The following is a 19,330-nucleotide window of genomic DNA, read 5'->3' on the forward strand; positions in this document are numbered from 1 at the left end:
AATATTCAAAGTGAATATTCAATATCATTATCCAGTACTGAATATCTATTACGGAACATCCATCCGAGAAAATACAAAATACCTTGTCAAACGTCCGCAGCGAACTGGCGGAAATATCCACGTTTAACCATCCATGTCGTATTATCCGCTTCGCGGCTGGTAGTATCGAAACCGCAAGGCCCTCGGAGGCCGCCGCGCGAGGTTGGGCGATGATGGAACGGCCCCAATCCGCCACGTGTCGGGCACGGGGACGTGAAACAAACAGAGACAAGTAGGAGAATAAGAGCACATGGGCTTGATTCTTTTGATAATCCTCATCGTCATCATCGTCGCGCTGGTGATCTCGGGGCTGTTCGTCGTCCCGCAGCAGCAGGCGTACGTCGTCGAGCGGTTCGGCAAGTTCCTCCAGGTGCAGTTCGCGGGCATCCATCTGAAGATCCCCTTTGTCGACCGCATCGCCACGAAGACCAACATGCGAGTCAACCAGCTCAACGTGAAGCTGGAGACCAAGACGCTCGACAACGTCTTCGTCACCGTGGTGGCCTCCACCCAGTTCCGCGTCGACCCCAACAATGTGGCCACGGCCTACTACGAGCTGCGCGACCCGGCCGGCCAGCTGCGCAGCTACGTCGAGGACGCGCTGCGTAGCGCCATCCCCGCCCTCTCGCTCGACGACGCCTTCGCCAAGAAGGACGACATCGCCGCCGACGTGCAGAAGACGGTTGGCGGCGAGATGGCGAAGTTCGGCTTCACCGTCGTCAAGACGCTGATCACCGCCATCGACCCGAGCCCCGCGATGAAGACCGCTATGGACTCCATCAACGCCGCCCAGCGCGAGAAGGAGGCCACCCGCCAGCGCGCCGAGGCCCAGCGCATCCAGATCGAGACGCAGGCCACCGCCGACGCCGAGAAGACCCGTCTGCAGGGCCAGGGCCAGGCCAACTACCGCCGTGAGATCGCCAACGGCATCGTCGACCAGATCAAGAGCCTGCAGGGGGTGGGCATGAACATCAGCGAGGTCAACAACGTTGTGCTCTTCAACCAGTACCTCGACGTCATGCGCTCGCTGAGCGAATCCGGCAACGCCAAGACCGTCGTGCTGCCCGCCTCCACGCCCGGCGGCTACGAGCAGCTCTTCAACGAGATCACCAAGGCGATGGTCACCGCCAACGAGAGCAAGTGAGCTTTCGAGGGTAAGTGGCAATTAGACCGGTAGGCCAATAGACCTGATCGGTCGATACACAAACGAAAACCGAGTGGTCTAAACGGCGGCGGGTATTATCCCCACCGAACGTTCAGGCCACTCGGTTTTTTAGAAGTCGCGTAGCACCGCGATGCCGGTCAGCTTTCGATGAACTCGGGGATCGCGTCCGCGGCGCTGATGCCCTTCTGGTACATCTTCTCGAGCCCTTCGGCGTTCTTCGTCAACGTGTCGAGCCCGCACAGGTCGTCGGGCGCGAGGATGAGCAGGCGCCCCTCGGAGGCCATGCGCTCGGCCACCTTCATCTCTTCGTTGTAGGTGCGGTAGCGGTTCTTGAGCCGTTCGGCCGCGGCGGGGTAGGTGCGGCGCAGGATCTTGGAAGGCAGCACGTCCTTCTTCGCCTCGCGCACGAAATCGCGCTGGTGGGTGAGGATGAGCACGATGCGGTCGTAGCCCTCGTCCGCCGCCAGCTGCACGGGGATCGGGTCGGCGATGCCACCGTCGAAATAGGGCACGCCATTGACCATGTAGGGCTCGCAGGCCACGGGCACGGCGCTCGAGGCCTTCAAAACGTCGTAATCATCCTGGGCCACGTCGTCCTTGCTGAAGTACTTCGCGTGCCCGTCGCGCGCGTCGCACGCCACCACCGTGAAGTCGGTCGGGTTCGCCTTGAACGCCTCGTAGTCCACCGGGTATTCGCCGTCGTGGTTCGAAAGCGTGCCGTAGACGTAGTCCAGGTCCACAAAATTGTGGATCTTGAAGAAGTTGGAGGCGCTCGCGTACTCCTTGCGGAAGGCATATTCGGTGTAGAACTTGTGGGTGCGCTTGGGCTGGTGGGCGATGTAGGTGAACATGTTGGCGCTGCCGGCCGACACACCGTAGCACTTGTCGAAATCGATGCCCAGCTCCAGCAGGCGGTCCATGACGCCCGCCCCGTAGATGGAGCGGAAGCCGCCGCCCACGTCGATCAATGCGGTCTTTGCCATGTTGCCTCTTTCGTTCGTTTGTTTCTGAGCTAAGCGGTTGTGTTCGCGCTTGAACTGGTGCCTGCTCTCGCCTTGAGATTTGCCTAATTAGGAGCTTACGCCGCGTTCGCCGACATTGTGGACGGATAAGCGGTAGGTGAGAAAGGCGGGGATTTGGTAGTGGAGGGTAGCGAAAGCGGGAGGCCGCGCGGTTTGGACGTTCGGCCATTCGGCTGTCTATTGGATTATTGAGACGCCCGGCCGTTCACGGTATTCGACATTCACCCGACTCACTCGATTCACTCGCTCAGGAAGCGTTCGGCGCGCTCGGCCATCTCGGGGCTGGTGTCGGAATTGCGCAACTCGACGCCGCCCTTGGCTCCGTCATCGGCCAGCGCGTCGTTGGCCGCGAGCAGGTCGCGCAGGTGGTGGATGGTGCCCTCGTTGCCGTCGATGATCGCGGTCGACTCGGGCAAGAGCTCGCGGAAATAGTCGCGGTAGAAGACGAAATGCGTGCAGCCGAGCACCACCGAGTCGATGGTGGAGAGGTCGTAGTCGTCGAAATAGCGGTGCAGCGTGGTCATCACCAGGTCGTGATCGCCGATATGGCCCTGCTCCATGATCTCCACCAGGTCGGGGCACGGCTGGCGATAGATGACGTTGGTGGCGTTGAAGCGGTCCATCAGCTCGGTGAACTTCTTTTCGCGTAGGGTCAGCGGTGTGGCGGCCACGATGACGTGCTGCGGCTTGCCGTCGCCCCTGTCGCAGGCCGGTTTGAGCGCTGGTTCCATGCCGACGATCGGCAGGCTGTAGTCCTCGCGCAGCTGCTTGCTCGCGGCGGAGGAAGCGGTGTTGCAGGCGATCACGACGGCCTTGGCGCCCTCCTTGGCGAATTTGTCGACGATGTCGAAGGAGAGGCGGCGCACCTCCTCGGTGGGCTTGACGCCGTAGGGCGCGTTGGCGGAGTCGCCGAAATAGATGACCCGCTCGTTGGGAAGTTGCTGGCGCAGTTCGCGCACGACCGAGATGCCGCCAAGTCCGGAATCGAAGACGCCGATGGGGGCATTGGATGTCATGTCGTGTTCTCCTTCTTCCGAGCGTGGCGCGGGGCGTTGGGCCGTAAACCAGCACTAGGATACTCCTCTGACCACGTCGACGGCATGGCTTGTGGCGAACGTCCACAAGAGGCGCAAACCCCGGGACGTGGGTTGCCTGCGCATGGCGATGTCTTCAAGGTGTCGCCAAAGTATCGCCGTCATTGCTCGGCATTGGCTTGGTATAGCCGCTATTAGCTGGAATGGTGGTTGAATCGCGTTCTTTCTGGTCCCGTCACGCCCGCTCTTCGCGCGGCAATCCGCTGGCCGAATGGAAACCCGTGGCGATTCCGCATCCGTGGCTAGACTTGTGGTCATGACTTTGCCACGAACCATCTATAAAGCCCACGCCACCGGCAACGATTTCATCACCTACATCGACCGCTCGGGCGACCGCGAGCCCGGCGCCGATGAGGTGCGTCGGATCTGCGACCGCCATTTCGGCATCGGCGGCGACGGGGTCATCAGGCTGGCCCACCCGCGCGACGTCAGCGACCTGAGCGAGGCCCAAGTCGCCGAATGCGAGGCCGGGGGAGCGCAATGGTTCATGGATTACCGCAACGCCGACGGCAGCTTGGCGGAGATGTGCGGCAACGGCACGCGCGCCATCACCCTGCTCGCCCAGCGCGCCGGACTGGCCGCTCCCGCCGGCGGCGAGCCGTTCGTCCTTGGCACCAGGGCGGGCGTCAAGACCTTGACATCATTGGGGAACCTCGAGCCTTACGGCCGCGACGTCTTCCAGGTGAGCCTCGGCCAGTGGAGCCGCGGTGACATCGACGCCTACACCGTCACCATTCCGGGCACGCCGGGCCAAGCCAAGGGCACGTTCGTCGACATGGGCAACCCTCACGTCGTCTCCGTGCTCGAGGATGGCGAGGCCACGCTGCCGGCGGTCGAGGAACTGGACCTGGTCACCAAGCCTGTGGTCGAGCCCGCGCTCGAATCGGACCAGAACGCCGAGTTCGTGCGCGTCGAAAGCCGCGATGAGGCGGCGAACCACGGCAAGGCCACCATGCGTGTCAACGAGCGCGGCTGCGGCGAGACGCTCTCCTGCGGCACGGGCCTGTGCGCCACGGCCATCACCCTGCGCGCCAAAACCGGCGTCGACCATTGGGACATCCGCGTGCGCGGCGGCCTGCTGCGCGTCGACGTGAGCGACGACGACGTGCGTCTGACCGGCTCGGCGACCATCGTGGCGAAAGTCGAGCTGCTCGACCGGTGATTCGGTCGTTTGACGCTCGATTCCGACCGCTTGGTCCAGGATTCAGGCCGTTTGGCCGATAATTTCAGCTTTCAGGTCAAGTAGCCCCGTCGTTATGGTTTTCGCGAGGTTTTTCGCAAGGTTTCCGAGAATTTTCCTGAACGCATAAACGTATAGACGAGACGAGAACAAGCAAGACAAAAACGGCACCATACCAAGTAAAACCCTGGTATGGTGCCGTTTCTACGTTTCCATCCACGTCGCCGTGGACGTGAAGGCGATCAGGCGAAGATGGCCGCGCCCTCGTTGACGAAGATAAGCGCGATGATGGCGAGGATCCAGACCACGTCCACCATCAGGTCGTAACGCATGCGGTAGTAGGTGTTGAGCGCCTTGGCGTTGCGCGGGATATGCTGCACGGTCACCGTGGCGTGCGAGGTCGCCATGAACATGAAGGTCGTGGCGAACATCATGGTCATGCACCACGGGCACAGGGCGCGGATGACGAACATCGACTGGGTGAAGAGCCAGTAGGCGTAGCACAGCGCCGCCACGCTGCCGAGCCAGGTGCACAGGTTGAACCAGTGGGGCAGCTTGCTGCCGGTGAGCCCGATCACCGCGATGGTGATGAAGACGCTGTAGGCGGCGATGCCGAAGAAGGCGTTCGGGAAGCTCAGGCCGCCGAACTTGATGATCTCGGCTTGCCACGATTCGGCCACGGTGGAGCAGGAGAGCACGGAGTTGACGTCGCAACCCAACGCCTTGTTGGGGTTACGCGCGAGCTTCAGGGTGTCGGCGGCCAGCATCAGCGAGGCGAAAAGGCCGACGGCCGCGGCGATGAGCATGATCAGATAGTTCCATATATTGCCATGGAAGAAACCGGTCGGCTTCTTGCGTTGCGTGAGCTGCTGCTGCACGCCCATGGGCATTCCGGCCCCCTGCGCCTGTGTCGGTATCTGGTCTTGCGGCACCTGCGTCTGCAGGTTCTTAACGGCATCGACACTGTGTTTGTTCGACATGCTATATCTCCGACTTTCTACTCATCTTCAAATATCTCCCAGATTCTTGGCTTACGATGGGGAACATGACTCGACACGTTCCGCCTCACGATCGCAATTGCGCCAACGGTTGGGATTTGCACTGCCATACAGTTTATTCCGATGGTACCAAAACCCCTGCAGAATTGATAACTCTTGCTCACGACCTTGGACTGCATGGAGTGGCCATCACCGACCACGACACCACCGCCGGTTGGGCGGACGCGGCCAGACAGGCCGAGGCCGTGGGATTGCCGCTGCTGCGTGGCACCGAGATCACCGCCGAGGACGGGGCCGTCTCCGTGCACATGCTCGCTTACCAATACGACCCCAAAAACGAAGCCATCACCGAGCTGTTCCGCGCCACCAGGCTCGCCCGCGTCGAACGTGCCAAGCGCATGGTCGCCAGGCTCGCCGAGGATTTCCCGATCAGCTGGGAGAGCGTGACCGCCCAGGCGAAGCAAGGCAAGAAGACCACCGTCGGCCGGCCGCATATGGCCGACGCGCTTGTGGCCGCCGGGGTCTACGCCACCCGTTCGGACGCGTTCGCCGGCGCCATTTCGGGGACGAGCAAGTATTACATTCCGACGCCTTCTCCCAGCACCCACGAGGTGGTGCGCACGGTGCGCGAGGCCGGTGGCGTGAGCGTCATCGCGCACCCCGGCGATCGCGCCCGCAACCGTGTGCTGCTCAGCGACAGGCAGATCAGGGACCTCGCGGCCGAGGGTCTTGGCGGGCTCGAGGTCTGGCATCGCGGCAACGACGAGGAGCAGCGCCGCCGTCTGCTCGGCCTCGCCGACGAGCTGGGTCTTTTGGTCACTGGGGGCTCGGACTGGCACGGCGCCGGCAAGCCGAACCTGTTGGGGGAGAACCTCACCGACGACGCCACCGTCGCCGAGATCGTCCGCCGTGGCGCGATTCCACTGGTGGGCTGAAGGTCGGGCTGAGAGGCCGGGCTGAGGAACCGTGCTGAGACGGCTGGTTTGGCTGGGTCGGCCGCCCAATCCGATGGAAGCCAGTTGACCGGTTGGTTTCTGATTCCGTTCATCGCTGCCCTGCCGGAGACCGTTTTTAGGCATGGGCTGTCGGCGATGCTGGAAACCGGCCAGTGAGACGTTGCTAATGGCCGGTTTTGTGTATATCGGAATGTGGGTGCTGGAAACCGGACTATTGGGCCGTGTCAGTGGCCTGTTTTGGGCATGAGGTGGTGGAATTACGACAATGTGGGGCGCGCAACCCGTTCATTCAGGTTGCGCGCCCCACATTCATAACGTTTGTTTCACACAATTGCCGTCATCGCGCCGATGTGGAGCGTGACGGTCTGGGCGTTAGATATTAGTTGCCTATCAGAGGGCGCCGAAGCCGACCGCATGCTTGGTCTCGGAGCCGATCATGGCGTAGCCAAGGGCGCCGGCGGGCACGATGATGTGGCGGCCCTTGTCGTCGACCAGGTCGATCGGCTCGCCCTTCGTGACGGCCTGGCGCACGGCGTCGCCCACCTTCTCGGCGCTGTCGTCGGTGGTGAAATTGACCGGGCGGGCCACATTCTGAATGCCGAATTCGACGTCCATGGATTGCCTCTTTCTGTTTGGTGTTGTTGTATAGGTTCATTGTGCCCGTCGCCGCGCCATTTCGCTGGTGGCGAGGTCGCCGCCGGTTTGTCCGTGGTCGGGAGAGCGGGGTGGACGATTATGGGATTGACGAAGTCCTGATTATCGCCGCTCAGTCCGCCATATCATGCGCATCGAGCGGCGACATAGCTTCATGTCCTCACGATTGGTCGGATGCCGAAGACTGCTTCTTGCCGTCGTCTTCCGCGTCGGCGTCGCTGTCATCGTCGTCAGAAGTGTCGTCAATTTTCGATTCCGCTTCGTCGATATCTTCCGAAGAGTCATCGTCAATGGTGCCGTCGGATTCGTCAGCGGTAGCATCGCCGTCGCGAGCGGTTTCATCCTTCAGCGTATTGCCTTCGGAGTCACTGTCACTGGCGTCATCGCCCAAGCCGTCGTTGGTGGCGTCGTCAGCGTCGCCTTCGTCATCGGTCTCGGGAATCGCCATGCTCATCTGCACGGCCACCTCGGCCTCGCCCGTCGAATCCTCCAAGGCCTCGTCGCTGGCTTCGGCATCGGCCTTGGAATCGAGATCATCATGATGCTCGGCCTGCTCGTGCTCATGCTCCTCGTATTCCTCAAGCCCGATCTGCGCGTCGTGCAACGCACGCTCCTGGCGCTCGAGCAGTGGGATGAGCATGGTCGGGGCGGCGCTATCAGCGTGCTCCTTCTCATCGTGGCCTTGCCCGCCAAGCTCGGAAGACGAATCGCTCGAGGCGTCGTTGATGGAATCCTTGCCGGCCTGGGTGAGCACCATGGTGGCGCTCGAGGAGGGGGAGGGCATGTCGGGGTAGGGGCGTGACGCTTTGGCGCTGGAAGCGGCGACCGGGTGGCTCTCGGTGGAATCCGAAGGCTGGTTACGCAGCACCTCGGCCGAACCGGTGCGGTCGGTCTCGCCGGTCGCGTCATCGGCGAACAGTTCGCCGGAATCGCTGGAACCAAGCGGGTTCGAGGCGTTGGTGTCGTCGTTCTCGTCGTTGGAATTCGCGGCCGCGTTCTGATGGGCCACGGTGGCGGCGATGGTGGCGCTCGAGGCCGAGGTGGCGCGGTTGGTCACGACGGTGAGCTGGTGGGCCAGATGCTCCACCTGCGCCTTGAAACGCATGATCTTGGTGTTGTCGGCCTGGTTCAGGGCCTCGATGAACTCGCCGACCTGCTCCATCTGCAGCCACAGGTTGGCGCGCAGCATGATGAGGTCGTCGATGCGCGAGCCCATCATGCGCCCGTAGGAGCCCATGAGCGCGCTGCGGTGCGGCTCGTCCATCTTGGCGAACATCCACGCCAGGTCGCGCGCCGGGTCGTTGATCTGCATGTTCTGCCAGTTGCTCACCTCGGTGATCGAGGAGCCGGAGAAGATGAAATCGCCATCCTGGAATCCGCCGTGCACCAGGCAGGTGGAGAAGGACCACAGCCCCTCCGTCTCGATGACCTGCGCCCAGCTCGAGGTGATGGCGGGCGGGATGTGCCCGGCCTGCTGCAGACGCTGGATCCAGCCAGTCAACTGCGCGCGGATCTGCCCGGTGGTGAAGGCCGAGTAGTGGTTCTCGGTCAGGAAACTGGAACGCTGGCGGTGGATGGCGCCGATGGCGGTGCCCACGCTCGAGGCGTCCTCGAGGGTCAGCAGATCGAGCTGTCGTGCCTCGCCCTCGGCATACGGGGTCACCAACACGGCGTAGTCGCCGGTCGGGCTTTTCTCGCCCGCGTCGCGGAAGGCCAGAGCGCGGTCGAGCGCGAAGCCGAGCCCGCCCACCTCACGTGAGCGCTCGAGGGTTCGCGCGGCCTTGGCGCGCTGGCGGAGGCGCTTGCGTCCGGCATCCTCGTCGGAGGCGAAAACGTCATAGCAACGGCCCGAGGCATCCTGCACCACGGCGTGGGTGATGCCCATGCGATCGTCCGTGGCGCTGTCCTGCCCGCTTTCGCGCACGCCGGCCACGGCGACGCTGGGCATGGCGGCGGAGGCGAGCGCCGCCAGCTTGAAGTTCTTCGGTAAAGTCACACATTAAGACTAATACATCGTATGTCCTTAAGGCCCCTTGAGACCCGCTGTGGCTTGGGTTTCGCCGGGGTGGGACCAGCCCCGCTGGCACAATGGAGGCCATGACGGAACAAGCGGGGGAGATGCTCGAGGGCCTCGATGAGGCGCAGCTGGCGGCGGCCACGGCGCTCGGCGGCCCGGTGCGCATCATCGCGGGCGCGGGGGCGGGCAAGACCCGCACGGTCACCCGCCGCATCGCCTATGCGTGCAAAAGCGGCAAGTGGGAGGCCGGCCGTACGCTGGCGGTCACCTTCTCAATCAGGGCCGCCAACGAGATGAAGAAGCGCCTGGCCACGTTGGGTGTGGGTGGCGAGGTCACCGCCGCCACCTTCCATTCCGCCGCGCTGCACCAGCTGCGTCAGGTGTGGACGGAGATCACCGAGGCGCCCTTCCCGCGCGTCGCCACCGACACCAAAGACATCATCAACCGGGCGGTGACGCGCGCCACCGACTCCGACCAGTTCGACGAGATGACCAACCGCAACCTGCTCGCCGAGATCAACTGGGCCAAGGTCTCGCTCATCGCGCCCGACGATTACGCGCGTGTCTGCGCCGCCACCCACCGCACACCTCCCGCCGGCCTCGACCCCGAGCGGTTCGCCGAGATCTACGTGGCCTACGAGCAGGAGAAGACGGCTCGTGGGGAGATGGACTTCAACGACATTTTGCTCTTGGATTGCCACGTGCTCGACGCCTTCGACGAGCAGGCCGCGCAGATCCGCCGCTCCGTCGGCTGGCTCACCGTCGACGAGTACCAGGACGTCTCGCCCCTGCAGCACCGGCTCATGCAACTGTGGCTCAAGGGCAACCGCAACGTGTGCGTGGTGGGCGACCCGGCCCAGACCATCTATTCCTTCGCGGGGGCCTCGAGCTATGGCCTGCTGCATTTCGCCGACGAGTTCGGCCCGCTGAGCGCCGACATCGATTTGAACACCGATTACCGCTCCACCCCGCAGGTCGTCTCCTGCGCCAACCGCGTGCTGGCCTCGGCGCCCAACCGTGAGGATTACCTGCGCCTCGTCTCGCCGCGCGGCAAGGGCATGCGCGTGGTGAAGACGGTCTACGACGATGACGACGAGGAGGCGCGTGGCGTGGCGCAACGCATCGCCCGCTTCGTCGCCGACGGGGCCAAACCTTCGGATTGCGCGGTGCTCACGCGGCTGAATGCCCAGCAGCAGGTGGTCGGGCGTGCGTTGAAGGGGCAGGACCTGCCCTACCGCACCAGGCGTGACGCCGGCTGGCGGCAGTCGGCGTTGGGGGAGACCGACCAGGCCAAGCGCGACGCGTTGGAGGCGCTCAATCTGCGGGCCGAGCCGGGGGTCACCATCTCGACCATCCACGCGGCCAAAGGCCTCGAGTTCAAGCATGTCTTTCTGATCGGCTGCTCCGAAGGGCTGCTGCCATATGGCTCGCCGGCCCCGGGGCCCGACCTTGAGGAGGAGCGGCGGCTGATGTACGTCGGCGTCACCCGCGCCGAGGACTCGTTGCACATCTCGTACGCGCGCAGCAAGGACCCGGCCTCCACCTTCGCCCGCACCCCGAGCCGGTTCATCTAATAGCCAGAGACGTATACGTCTCGTTGGTGTCGATAGAGTATCGAGGCAATATTTAGGCGGTATCCAGATGGTGTCTGGGTACCGCCTAAATCGTATTTACATATTTATCTGACGTCTAACGGGACGGCTCAGCTTTCGGCTGGCTTGTCGCCGTCGGAGTCGGCATCGGCGCTGGGATTGCTGGAATCGCCGCCGTCGTCGGAACCGGAATCGCCGCCGTCGTCAGGCTTGCCATCAGCCGAGTTGCTGCCATCGTTCAAATCATCGCCGTCGGTCGAGTCGGCGTCATCGTCATGATGGGCGTTGTTCTCGTCGTCCAGCAGCTTGCTGAGCTCCGCGTCCCAATCGATATGCGAGCCTGATTTGCCGGAGCCCGAATCCGCGCCGTTGGCCGTGGATTCGCCAGTTCCGTTCGTCGTGGCCTCGTCGGCCTTCGAATCCGCGTCCTCGCCAACGCCTGCCGCCTCAGCACCACCGGCGATCGCGCCGTCACGGTCGGGGTCGGGCAGCTTCGGCAACAGGTCGGGGTGCGACCACATCTCATCGCGCGCCACGTCGCCCTGCTCGGCGGTGATCTTCTCCCAAACGGAGGCCGCCTCGCGCATGCGCTTGGGGCGCAGCTGCAGGCCCAGCAGGTTCTCGAAGGTCTGCTCGGCCGGGCCGCCCACCGCGCGCTCGCGGCGCACCATCTCGCGCAGCTGGTCGATATGCGGCAAGTGGGCCATGCCGGCCCGCCAGGTGACGCAATCCACCCAGCCCTCCACCAGCGCCAGCAGCGTCTCGAGGCTCTCCATGGCCTCCTTCTGCTCGGGGGTGTCGGGGATGCCGACCTTGGTGAGGTCCACGGCCCCGGAGATCGACTCGGGGTCCATCGAGGTGGCCTCGCGCAGCTGCTCCTCCACCGCGTCAAGGTCGATGTTGACGCCACGCGCGTACTTGCCGATCAGCGCCTCGAAACGCGGCATGAGCCACGGCACATGCGCGAAGAGCCTGGCGTGTGCCACTTCCTCGAGGGCCAAAAAGGCGAGCACCTCGGCCTGGTCGATCTGCAACGATTTCGCGTATTCCACGGCGTTCTGCGCGATGAGCGCGCCGGCCGGGTTCTTCTGCAGCGCGATGCCCTGGTCGAAGCTGCCGCGCACCTCGTGCGAGAGGTTGCCGGCGGCGTGCCCGAGCTGCATCGAATAGGCCATGTTGCCCACCATGCGCATGATCTGCGCCGGGTCCTTCATGCTGTCGGGGATCTGGATGGGGATCGGCCCCGCGAAAACGCCCGCGATGCTGCCCTCGCCGAAGCTGTCGCCGAAACGTTCGGAGATCACCGCGGAGAGCGCGTCGCTCATCGACTGCTCCACCGGGCTGGCGAACTTCGCCCACGAGTCGATGGTGGCGTTGACCCAGTCGGCGCGGGTGAAGGCCTGGGGCGTGCCCGGCGCGGGGTCCAGCTCACAGGCCGTGTCGAGCCACAGGTTCGCCTCGGTCATGGCCCGGCGCACCGCCTCGCCGTTCTCGGCGCTCACGGTCTTCTCGCTCGATTCGTCGTTGGCCTGGGTCAGCGCGATGGACGAGGCGAGCTGCACGTTGATCGGCCCCTGCTCGGCCGTGCGCTGCATGTCACCGACGGTGTTGAGCCCGCTCGAGGTGAACGCCTGCATGAGCGCCTGCACCTCCTGGGGCTTCGGCAGACGCGAGAGGTCCTGGCCGAACAGCTGCTCCTTGACCGCGTCGGGCAGGGCGTTGAGCTGGTTGAAGGCCATGTCGCCTTGCACCTGGCCAAAGCATTCGATCAGCCATTGGTGAATCGCGTTCTCGTCCATACCGTTGCTTCCTTTGTGTTGGCTTCGTCGGGCCATACTGTTGCGGCCGTTTGGTAATTCCATGATATTGGTTCGTGTGGTCTTACCCGCGCCCTCTTACGCTGGTAATGAGATTGGCGGTCCGCCGGTCGTGTCGCGCTCTGATGCGCATGTGCAAAGGTTGATGATTATGTCGATAATCGCGTCGATATTCGCTCGATAAAACTATAACGATGGCATGAAAGTGAACGTTTCCGGCATCCACATTCGTCAATGCACAAAACAGACCACTGGCGACATGTAATTGATCCGTTTTAGGCATCTGTGCTTAACCGTGCCTAAAACAGGCCGCTGGTAGTACCCAATCGGTCCGTTTCACGCATCCGTACCACCATATGTCTAAAACAGGCCGGTGGTAGTGTCTGACGGCCTATTCCCGGCATTTGCGCAGGCCCGTGCCGAAAGCGGCCTCCGACGACGCTCGAATAGGCGAGTCTGGGCGCGTGGGCATACTTATGGGTATGGCACGAAATCGGCGGCAAAACGCGCAAGAATCCACAGATTCCCAGACCGAAACGACGGTGGGGCAGGCCCCCATGGCCGAGGCCGTCAGCCCGGTCGCCAGCCAAGCCACCGACCAGGCCGCGCGTCGTGGTCAGTGGCAATCCTTCAAGCGTTATTTCACCCGCCATTCCCTGCGGTATTTCGCCGGCCTCATCTGCGTGGTGCTCTGCCTGGCCGTGCTGGTGCTGCCGAGCCCCTACGTCATCGAGTCGCCCGGCCCCACCCAGGACGTGCTCACCAGCGTCGACGGCAAGCCGGTCATCAAGGTCACGGGCGTCAAGACCTACAAGACCCGCGGCAAGCTCCTGATGCTCACCGCCAACGTGCAGGGCGTGCCCGGCTCCCCGGCCGCGGGCTGGCAGACCCTCGTGGCCTGGATTGACCCGCATGAGGAGGTCCTACCCAGCGAGGCCGTGTTCCCCGTGGGCCAGTCCGAGCAGGACTATGAGAAGGACTCTGGCAAGGAGATGACCGGCTCGCAGGATTCGGCCAGCGTCGCCGCGCTCGACTTCGCCAAGAAGCACGGCATCGATACGGCCGGCGCGAAGGTGAGCATGCACGTCGACGACATCGGCGGCCCCTCGGCCGGCATGATGTACGCGCTCGGGGTCATCAACAAGCTCACCCCCGCCGACGAGACGGGCGGCAAGGTCATCGCGGGCACGGGCACCATCTCCAAATCCGGCAAGGTCGGCAAGATCGGCAGCGTCAGGCTCAAGATGTTGGGCGCCAAGCGCGACGGAGCCACCTGGTTCCTGTCGCCAGCCTCCAATTGCGACGAGGTCGTGGGGCATGTGCCCGGCGGGCTGCGCGACGTGAAGGTCTCCACGCTGGATGACGCCTACAAGGCTGTGAAGGCCATCGGCAGCGGGCACGGCGATTCGTTGCCGCACTGCACCGTCGGCTAGGGGGAGCGTTTCGCGCGGTTGGGCGGCTCGTTCCATCGGGCCCACTCGGCTTGTGTTGGTCATCGGCCGGCGCTCGCCGGAGCCTTGAAGCGCTGTGGTTTCAGGGGAGCGGCGGTGGTCGCCACGTTCGCGACATGCCGTGGCTTCGAGTGTTTCTTTTTGTAATGCATACTTTGTTATTCTTTACTTCTCATTCTGTCTAATTACCGCTGGCGTTTTGGTCACGTCCGGGCTACTGTTCGCACGTATTTGCTATATTGAAACTGTGAATGAAACGGCATCGAAAAACGCTGAGGAATTCGGTTTCCACGCTGGGGACATCGTGCAGGAATGGCTGTGGGATGACGACGTGAGTGAGTCGATTCGACAGAAAATCATGACGCTGACTGGAGAGGATCTTGTCGACGAGGACTATGGCTCCGCGGTCGACGGTGTCATTATTTGGTGGCGTGATGGCGACGACGAGGACGCGTTGTCCGACACCATCGTGGACGCCCATAGTGTGCTTGGTGAGGACGGCCCCCTGTGGGTGCTCACCCCCAAGCCTGGCCGCCCGGGAGCCGCCAGCTCGGTCACCGTGCAGTCCGCGGCGAAGACCGCCGGCATGAACGCGGCCACCCCGCTCACGGTCTCCGAGGACTGGAACGGCATCCACCTGCGCGCCTTCGGCAAAGGCAAGTAAGCCTTCCAAGGCTTGTCTAATCAATAAGATTTTCGTGGTATCGGTTTTAATGTCACCGGTGTCACGAAAAGTTTCATTGAATGGGGACGATTATGGCATCTTCGTGTCTGAACCGTATGTCGAAGAAGCCGATCATGCTTTCTGAAAGTCAGATTCGACAGAAAATTCAGGAAACAGCCAGTCCTTTTGGTGGTGAAGCAAAACTCCGTTCCAAAGAGAAACGTAACATTCTTTCTCTCGATGAGATGTTTGCTTTGCAACGAATAGATAGCCTGAATTATCTATTGACGGGCGAATAGGATATTCGACCAACCCATCTCTGAGTAACAGAGAATATGAAATATAAGTAACCGATTACAGAAATTGGCGTTCATGGATTACTGATTCCATGAACGCCAATTTTTCATCTGTGCTTAGGCGAGCGGCAGCCTGTCACAGGCCGGGGTAGAGGGGGAAGTCCTCGGTGAGCTTGGTGACGCGGGCACGCAGCGCTTCCACGTCGGCGTCCTTTCCGCCGGCCAGAGCGGTGCCGATGATGTCGGCCACCTCCTCGTACTGCGGGGCCGCGAAGCCACGCGTGGCCAGCGCCGAGGTGCCGATGCGCAGGCCCGAGGCCACGGAGGCCGGGCGCGGGTCGAAGGGCACGGTGTTGCGGTTGACGGTGATGCCGCATTCCGCCAGCAGGTTCTCGCCCTGCTGCCCGTCCATCTCGCTGTTGCGTAGGTCGACCATCACCAGGTGCACGTCGGTGCCGCCGGTCAGAACGGTGATGCCCTGCGCTTTCACATCGTCGGCGTTGAGGCGGTCGGCCAGGATCTTCGCGCCCTCGAGCGTGCGCTCCATGCGATGTTTGAACGCCTCGGTGCCGGCGACCTTGAAGGCCACGGCCTTGGCGGCGATGATGTGCATGAGCGGCCCGCCCTGCTGGCCGGGGAAGACGGCGGAGTTGATCTTCTTGCCGTATTCCTTCTTGGCCAGGATGAAGCCGGAACGCGGCCCGCCGAGCGTCTTGTGCGCGGTGGAGGAGACCACGTCGGCGTAAGGTACGGGGCTCGGGTGCAGCTTGGCCGCCACCATGCCGGCGAAGTGGGCCATGTCGACCCACAGCTTCGCCCCGACCTCGTCGGCGATCTCCTTCAACGCCGCGAAGTCCTCGATGCGCGGGTAGGCGCTCCAGCCGCCCACGATGAGCTGCGGGTGGGTCTCGAGCGCGCGCTGGCGGATGATCTCGGGATCGATCAGGAAGGTGTCGGGGTTCACGCCGTAGGACTCGGCATGGTAGAACTTGCCCGAGAAGTTCATCTTGGTGCCGTGGGTCAGGTGGCCGCCATGGTCGAGCGCGAGGCCCAGCACGGTGTCGCCCGGCTTGATGAGCGCCTGGTAGACGGCGGCGTTGGCCTGCGCGCCCGAATGGGGCTGCACGTTGGCGAACTCGGCGCCGAAGAGCTCCTTGGCGCGGTTGCGGGCCAGCGTCTCCACGCCGTCCACGAACTCGCAGCCGCCGTAGTAGCGGCGCCCGGGGTAGCCCTCGGCGTACTTGTTGGTCAGCACGGAGCCTTGCGCGTCAAGCACGGCGCGGGGCACGAAGTTTTCGGAGGCGATCATCTCAAGGCCGTTCTGCTGACGCTTGAGCTCGTCATTGATGAGCGACGAGATTTCGGGGTCCGCTTGTGCGATGGGTGCGTTGAACATGTCCGACGAGCTCTGCACAACCGCTGGGTTGGATGTGTCGGTTTGGTATTGTTCAGCCATTTCAGACTCCTTTTATACTCGTTGCTTTATTCGTTGGTCGCCAGCCGGCGGCGGATTCGCATCCGTTGGTTGCCCGAGTTGGGGCGTATGGTCGGCTGGTTCGTGCGGCGGATGGCGTTTGGCCTTGCCACCACATGCCAACCATTATGCCAGAAGGATTACGAAATGCGCGCCGCACGCCCTGTTTATGGACGTGATTGTTATCGCAGCCCCGGCGTGGTTGGGGGCATCAGGGATGGAAGCCCGCGGCCATCGCGCTGCCCTGCGTATGAATTTCCTATCGCTGAGGTAACCGTCACTGATAGTTTTTGTCCATTGATATATATTTTCTGTTGCTGAGCGCTCGCCAGCGATAGTTTTTCGTTGTGGGTGGACGTTTTCTATCGGTGAGTTGTGGGGCGCGGTGGGTTGTGGCGTGGTGGGTTTGACCGTGCGGTGAGGGCTGTGGCTGGTGTGCTTGGCGATGTGGTGATTGCCTGTGCGGCGGTGAGTTGTGGTGTGGTGGTGAGTGTGGCTTGCGGGCTTATTTGGTGTGGCGGGGGCCGTGGGTGGTGTGCTTGGCGGTGTGGTGGAGCTTCGCGTGTGACGGCCCGTCGGACGCCGGCGAGGTGTTGGCTCGCATGGCCGCGGTGCGGTGGCCATTGGTTTGACGGTTGGTTGTGCGGTGGTTCGCTGTGTGGCAGTTGGTGGTGAAGCCGTGGGGGATTGGTGTGGTGCGGCCGGTGGGGGTGACCAGGCGGAGGGCGTGGTTGCGGCGGTTGCGCAGGGTGGTGGTGGCTCCGATGAGCATCACCGCTAGGAGGGTGAGCAGGAGCTTGGACCACAGTTGGGCTTGGCCACCGGTCAGTGGGATGGCGGTGATGGGGTCGGTGATCTTCTTGGTGTAGGGCTCGCTGGTGTTGATGCCGTCGCTCAGCACGTATTGGATTTTCTTGGCGCCGGTGACGGCGATTGGTTTGGTGGCGCTGAAGTGGCCTCCGGGGCCGGTGGCGACGGTGAGGGTCGTGGTGGTGCCGCCGCCGTCGGGCCAGCTGATGGGGGTGTCGGTGTTGTCGAGCCAGCTGATGGTGACCGTGTCTCCGGGCTCGGCGACGGCCTGAGATCGGTCAGAGCTCATGGCGACGCCGCCCGCGCTGCTGGACGTGGCGTATGAGTCGCTGATGCCGGGTGCGACCATGTCGGGGTAGCCGTCCTTGCCGGTGGACCATTGGCCGAGCGGGCCGCCGGCATCTTTGACTTGCGCGGTCACGGTGACTTTCGTGCCCGTGCCTATCAGGTCGGCGGCCGCCATGCTGGCGAGGCTGGGCGCGTCGGTGAGGTCGGCCGTCCAGTCACTGCCGTCGATGGTGCCGGTGGTGTCCTTGTGCTGTTCGGTTCCTGTTGCGTCGGTCCACGTGTAGCGCACGATCATGGTGTCGTCGCGGCGCAGGTCCGCGGCGGTGCCGGTGGCGCGGATGCTTGTGGATTCGCCGCCGAGGTCGTGTGGCCAGGTGACCGTGGTGACAGTGGGCACGGGCATGGGGTTCCACTGGGGTGTGACGGTCAACAGACCGTCCGGGGTGAGGGTGTCTCCGGGGATATGGGCGCCATTGGAGCCGTCAATCCAGCTGAGGCGCCGGCTCGGCGAGCCGGTCAGCCCCGTGGATCCGGCCACGGTGCAGGTATCGGTGTCGGTCCAGGCGAGGCACGGGTGGGGGTAGTCGCCGACGGTGCCGTCGGCGTGCGCGTACTCGATGCCTCCTTTCGCGGTGCCGAACCACGTGGGCCGGGTCACCGCAGTGGAGTAAGCTCCTGCGGGCGTGGTGTTTGATTGAAAATGCTTCTGCTTGTAGATGGTCGAGCCGTCCGGCAGCGTGGTAGCCTCAAAGGCACCTTCGACGTAGACTGTCTCCCCGGGGTAGGCCGGGAACGCTCCCGACTGCACCGCAGAAGCCAGTGTGGAGGTGCCCGCTCCTAATCTCAGTCGTTTGAGATGCGTGTAGCCGAACATGCTTGTGGTGTTGGTCACGTTGCTGGTGTCCCAGCCGCTCAGATCGAGGCTGACGAGCGAGGAAGCATTCTGGAACATTGCGTACATTGTAGTGATTTTGCTGGTGTCCCAACCGCTGAGATTTACCGAGACTAGTGCGGAACAGCGGGAGAACATATACTGTGTGTTTTGCAGGTTTCTGCTGTCCCAGCCGCTCAGATTGAGATCTTCCAGTTTCGGGCAATCCTCGAAGATGCCTTCCATGTTGGATATGCCCGAGACGTTCAAACCAGGCGCCGAAAAAGACTCCAGCTCAGTCATGTTAGAGAACCAGAAATTCATTGTGGTCACTCCGCTTGAGAGTTGCAGCGAACTGCTGATGGTCAGCGAGGTGATTTGATACCGGTAAACAGACCAGGGGAAAGGTGAAGTGTAATAAGGATAGTCATAGTTGAGTATTCCGCCGGTTATCGTCATATTGCAGTTGGCGTCGATGGTCCAGTCGATGTGGTCGGCGGTAGGACCGCCGTGGGCACTGCCCTGCCATGTCGCCGTCGTCGGCGTGCATGAGCTCTGCGGGCCCACCTGCGGTTGCTCAGTGGAGGTTGCATGGTGGGCCACGGCTGGTGGCCTGCTGGCCTGACTCTTTCCAGAGAAGCGCGTGAGCGAGGCCGCGTGGACTGAATTGGAAATGGAGCTGCGATGCTTCGAATCGGTCTTACGGTTGTGACCTGACTTTGTGGACGGGTGTGACGGGTTGCCAAGTTCCAACAACGATGAAAGTGACTTTGAAGATAAAGGTGAGAAGTGATTAGTTTGGGTTGGTGAGTTGTGATAAGAATTGGTCGTTAGGACTGCGGGGGGGGGTCGATCTCGGTGCTTTTTTGGTTGTCCACATTCGATAGGTTGCCCGTGAACGGCGCGAGCATCGCGGCGCACGCGAGCGCGGACACGACCATC

15 protein-coding genes are annotated in these 19,330 nt (G+C 62.9%); 7 read left to right on the forward strand and 8 right to left on the reverse strand.

The window, feature by feature from the left end; all coding sequences use genetic code 11:
* The first annotated feature begins 289 nt into the window (after positions 1-289).
* Positions 290-1,183 carry an SPFH domain-containing protein gene (locus OZY47_RS02220; RefSeq protein ID WP_277178339.1) on the forward strand — a complete coding sequence of 298 codons (894 nt, stop codon included), beginning with the start codon at positions 290-292 and terminating at the stop codon, positions 1,181-1,183.
* A gap of 158 nt (positions 1,184-1,341) precedes the next feature.
* On the opposite strand, the gene OZY47_RS02225 is transcribed toward OZY47_RS02220, so the two are convergent.
* On the reverse strand, positions 1,342-2,187 hold the full coding sequence (locus tag OZY47_RS02225; RefSeq protein ID WP_277178341.1) for a patatin family protein: 846 nt from the start codon (positions 2,185-2,187) through the stop codon (positions 1,342-1,344).
* A gap of 278 nt (positions 2,188-2,465) precedes the next feature.
* Entirely contained in the window at positions 2,466-3,242 is a 777-nt protein-coding gene (gene murI, locus OZY47_RS02230; RefSeq protein ID WP_277178344.1) for a glutamate racemase, read from the reverse strand.
* Between the two features lie 334 nt (positions 3,243-3,576).
* On the opposite strand from murI, the gene dapF reads away from it, so the two are divergent.
* Positions 3,577-4,482 (forward strand): diaminopimelate epimerase, encoded by a 906-nt coding sequence (gene dapF, locus OZY47_RS02235; protein WP_277178346.1) that lies wholly within the window; start codon positions 3,577-3,579, stop codon positions 4,480-4,482.
* A 260-nt stretch (positions 4,483-4,742) separates the two neighbouring features.
* Here the strand turns inward: dapF and OZY47_RS02240 are convergent, their stop codons facing one another.
* Positions 4,743-5,390, reverse strand: coding sequence for a vitamin K epoxide reductase family protein (locus tag OZY47_RS02240; RefSeq protein WP_277179066.1), 648 nt, complete (start codon positions 5,388-5,390; stop codon positions 4,743-4,745).
* A gap of 155 nt (positions 5,391-5,545) precedes the next feature.
* Between OZY47_RS02240 and OZY47_RS02245 the strand changes: the two genes are divergently transcribed.
* Complete coding sequence (locus OZY47_RS02245; RefSeq protein ID WP_277178348.1) at positions 5,546-6,433, forward strand: PHP domain-containing protein; 888 nt, start codon at positions 5,546-5,548, stop codon at positions 6,431-6,433.
* A gap of 411 nt (positions 6,434-6,844) precedes the next feature.
* On the opposite strand, the gene OZY47_RS02250 is transcribed toward OZY47_RS02245, so the two are convergent.
* Positions 6,845-7,069 (reverse strand): DUF3107 domain-containing protein, encoded by a 225-nt coding sequence (locus OZY47_RS02250; RefSeq protein ID WP_277178350.1) that lies wholly within the window; start codon positions 7,067-7,069, stop codon positions 6,845-6,847.
* A 199-nt stretch (positions 7,070-7,268) separates the two neighbouring features.
* Positions 7,269-9,104 carry a phosphotransferase gene (locus OZY47_RS02255; RefSeq protein ID WP_348519393.1) on the reverse strand — a complete coding sequence of 612 codons (1,836 nt, stop codon included), beginning with the start codon at positions 9,102-9,104 and terminating at the stop codon, positions 7,269-7,271.
* 92 nt (positions 9,105-9,196) lie between these two features.
* Between OZY47_RS02255 and OZY47_RS02260 the strand changes: the two genes are divergently transcribed.
* The gene (locus OZY47_RS02260; protein ID WP_277178352.1) at positions 9,197-10,699 is read left to right on the forward strand and encodes an ATP-dependent helicase; all 1,503 of its coding nucleotides are present in this window, start codon (positions 9,197-9,199) and stop codon (positions 10,697-10,699) included.
* Between the two features lie 128 nt (positions 10,700-10,827).
* Here OZY47_RS02260 and OZY47_RS02265 read toward each other — a convergent pair whose 3' ends face one another.
* Positions 10,828-12,516 (reverse strand): zinc-dependent metalloprotease, encoded by a 1,689-nt coding sequence (locus tag OZY47_RS02265; protein WP_277178354.1) that lies wholly within the window; start codon positions 12,514-12,516, stop codon positions 10,828-10,830.
* Positions 12,517-13,016: 500 nt separating this feature from the next.
* Here OZY47_RS02265 and OZY47_RS02270 point away from each other — a divergent pair, with 500 nt between their 5' ends.
* From OZY47_RS02270 to OZY47_RS02280, 3 genes are all read left to right on the forward strand, one after another.
* Entirely contained in the window at positions 13,017-13,967 is a 951-nt protein-coding gene (locus OZY47_RS02270; RefSeq protein ID WP_277178356.1) for a S16 family serine protease, read from the forward strand.
* 256 nt (positions 13,968-14,223) lie between these two features.
* The gene (locus OZY47_RS02275) at positions 14,224-14,649 is read left to right on the forward strand and encodes a DUF3052 domain-containing protein (RefSeq protein WP_277179068.1); all 426 of its coding nucleotides are present in this window, start codon (positions 14,224-14,226) and stop codon (positions 14,647-14,649) included.
* A gap of 80 nt (positions 14,650-14,729) precedes the next feature.
* Positions 14,730-14,948: a hypothetical protein gene (locus OZY47_RS02280; protein WP_277178358.1), complete on the forward strand. Its 219-nt coding sequence runs from the start codon at positions 14,730-14,732 to the stop codon at positions 14,946-14,948.
* A gap of 133 nt (positions 14,949-15,081) precedes the next feature.
* Here OZY47_RS02280 and glyA read toward each other — a convergent pair whose 3' ends face one another.
* Positions 15,082-16,341, reverse strand: a complete 1,260-nt coding sequence (gene glyA, locus OZY47_RS02285) for a serine hydroxymethyltransferase (protein ID WP_348519399.1) — start codon at positions 16,339-16,341, stop codon at positions 15,082-15,084.
* Positions 16,342-16,924: 583 nt separating this feature from the next.
* Positions 16,925-18,991, reverse strand: coding sequence for a BspA family leucine-rich repeat surface protein (locus tag OZY47_RS02290; RefSeq protein ID WP_277178362.1), 2,067 nt, complete (start codon positions 18,989-18,991; stop codon positions 16,925-16,927).
* Positions 18,992-19,330: the final 339 nt, after the last annotated feature.

This window comes from Bifidobacterium sp. ESL0790 (genome assembly GCF_029395435.1).
GTDB lineage: Bacteria > Actinomycetota > Actinomycetes > Actinomycetales > Bifidobacteriaceae > Bifidobacterium.

Coding starts and splice junctions, on each gene's coding strand:
- OZY47_RS02250 (WP_277178350.1), bottom strand. CDS start 7,069: ATGGACGTCGAATTCGGCATTCAGAATGTGGCCCGCCCGGTCAATTTC.
- OZY47_RS02225 (WP_277178341.1), bottom strand. CDS start 2,187: ATGGCAAAGACCGCATTGATCGACGTGGGCGGCGGCTTCCGCTCCATC.
- OZY47_RS02245 (WP_277178348.1), top strand. CDS start 5,546: ATGACTCGACACGTTCCGCCTCACGATCGCAATTGCGCCAACGGTTGG.
- glyA (WP_348519399.1), bottom strand. CDS start 16,341: ATGTTCAACGCACCCATCGCACAAGCGGACCCCGAAATCTCGTCGCTC.
- dapF (WP_277178346.1), top strand. CDS start 3,577: ATGACTTTGCCACGAACCATCTATAAAGCCCACGCCACCGGCAACGAT.
- murI (WP_277178344.1), bottom strand. CDS start 3,242: ATGACATCCAATGCCCCCATCGGCGTCTTCGATTCCGGACTTGGCGGC.
- OZY47_RS02280 (WP_277178358.1), top strand. CDS start 14,730: ATGGGGACGATTATGGCATCTTCGTGTCTGAACCGTATGTCGAAGAAG.
- OZY47_RS02265 (WP_277178354.1), bottom strand. CDS start 12,516: ATGGACGAGAACGCGATTCACCAATGGCTGATCGAATGCTTTGGCCAG.
- OZY47_RS02220 (WP_277178339.1), top strand. CDS start 290: ATGGGCTTGATTCTTTTGATAATCCTCATCGTCATCATCGTCGCGCTG.
- OZY47_RS02240 (WP_277179066.1), bottom strand. CDS start 5,390: ATGCCCATGGGCGTGCAGCAGCAGCTCACGCAACGCAAGAAGCCGACC.
- OZY47_RS02270 (WP_277178356.1), top strand. CDS start 13,017: ATGGCACGAAATCGGCGGCAAAACGCGCAAGAATCCACAGATTCCCAG.
- OZY47_RS02260 (WP_277178352.1), top strand. CDS start 9,197: ATGGAGGCCATGACGGAACAAGCGGGGGAGATGCTCGAGGGCCTCGAT.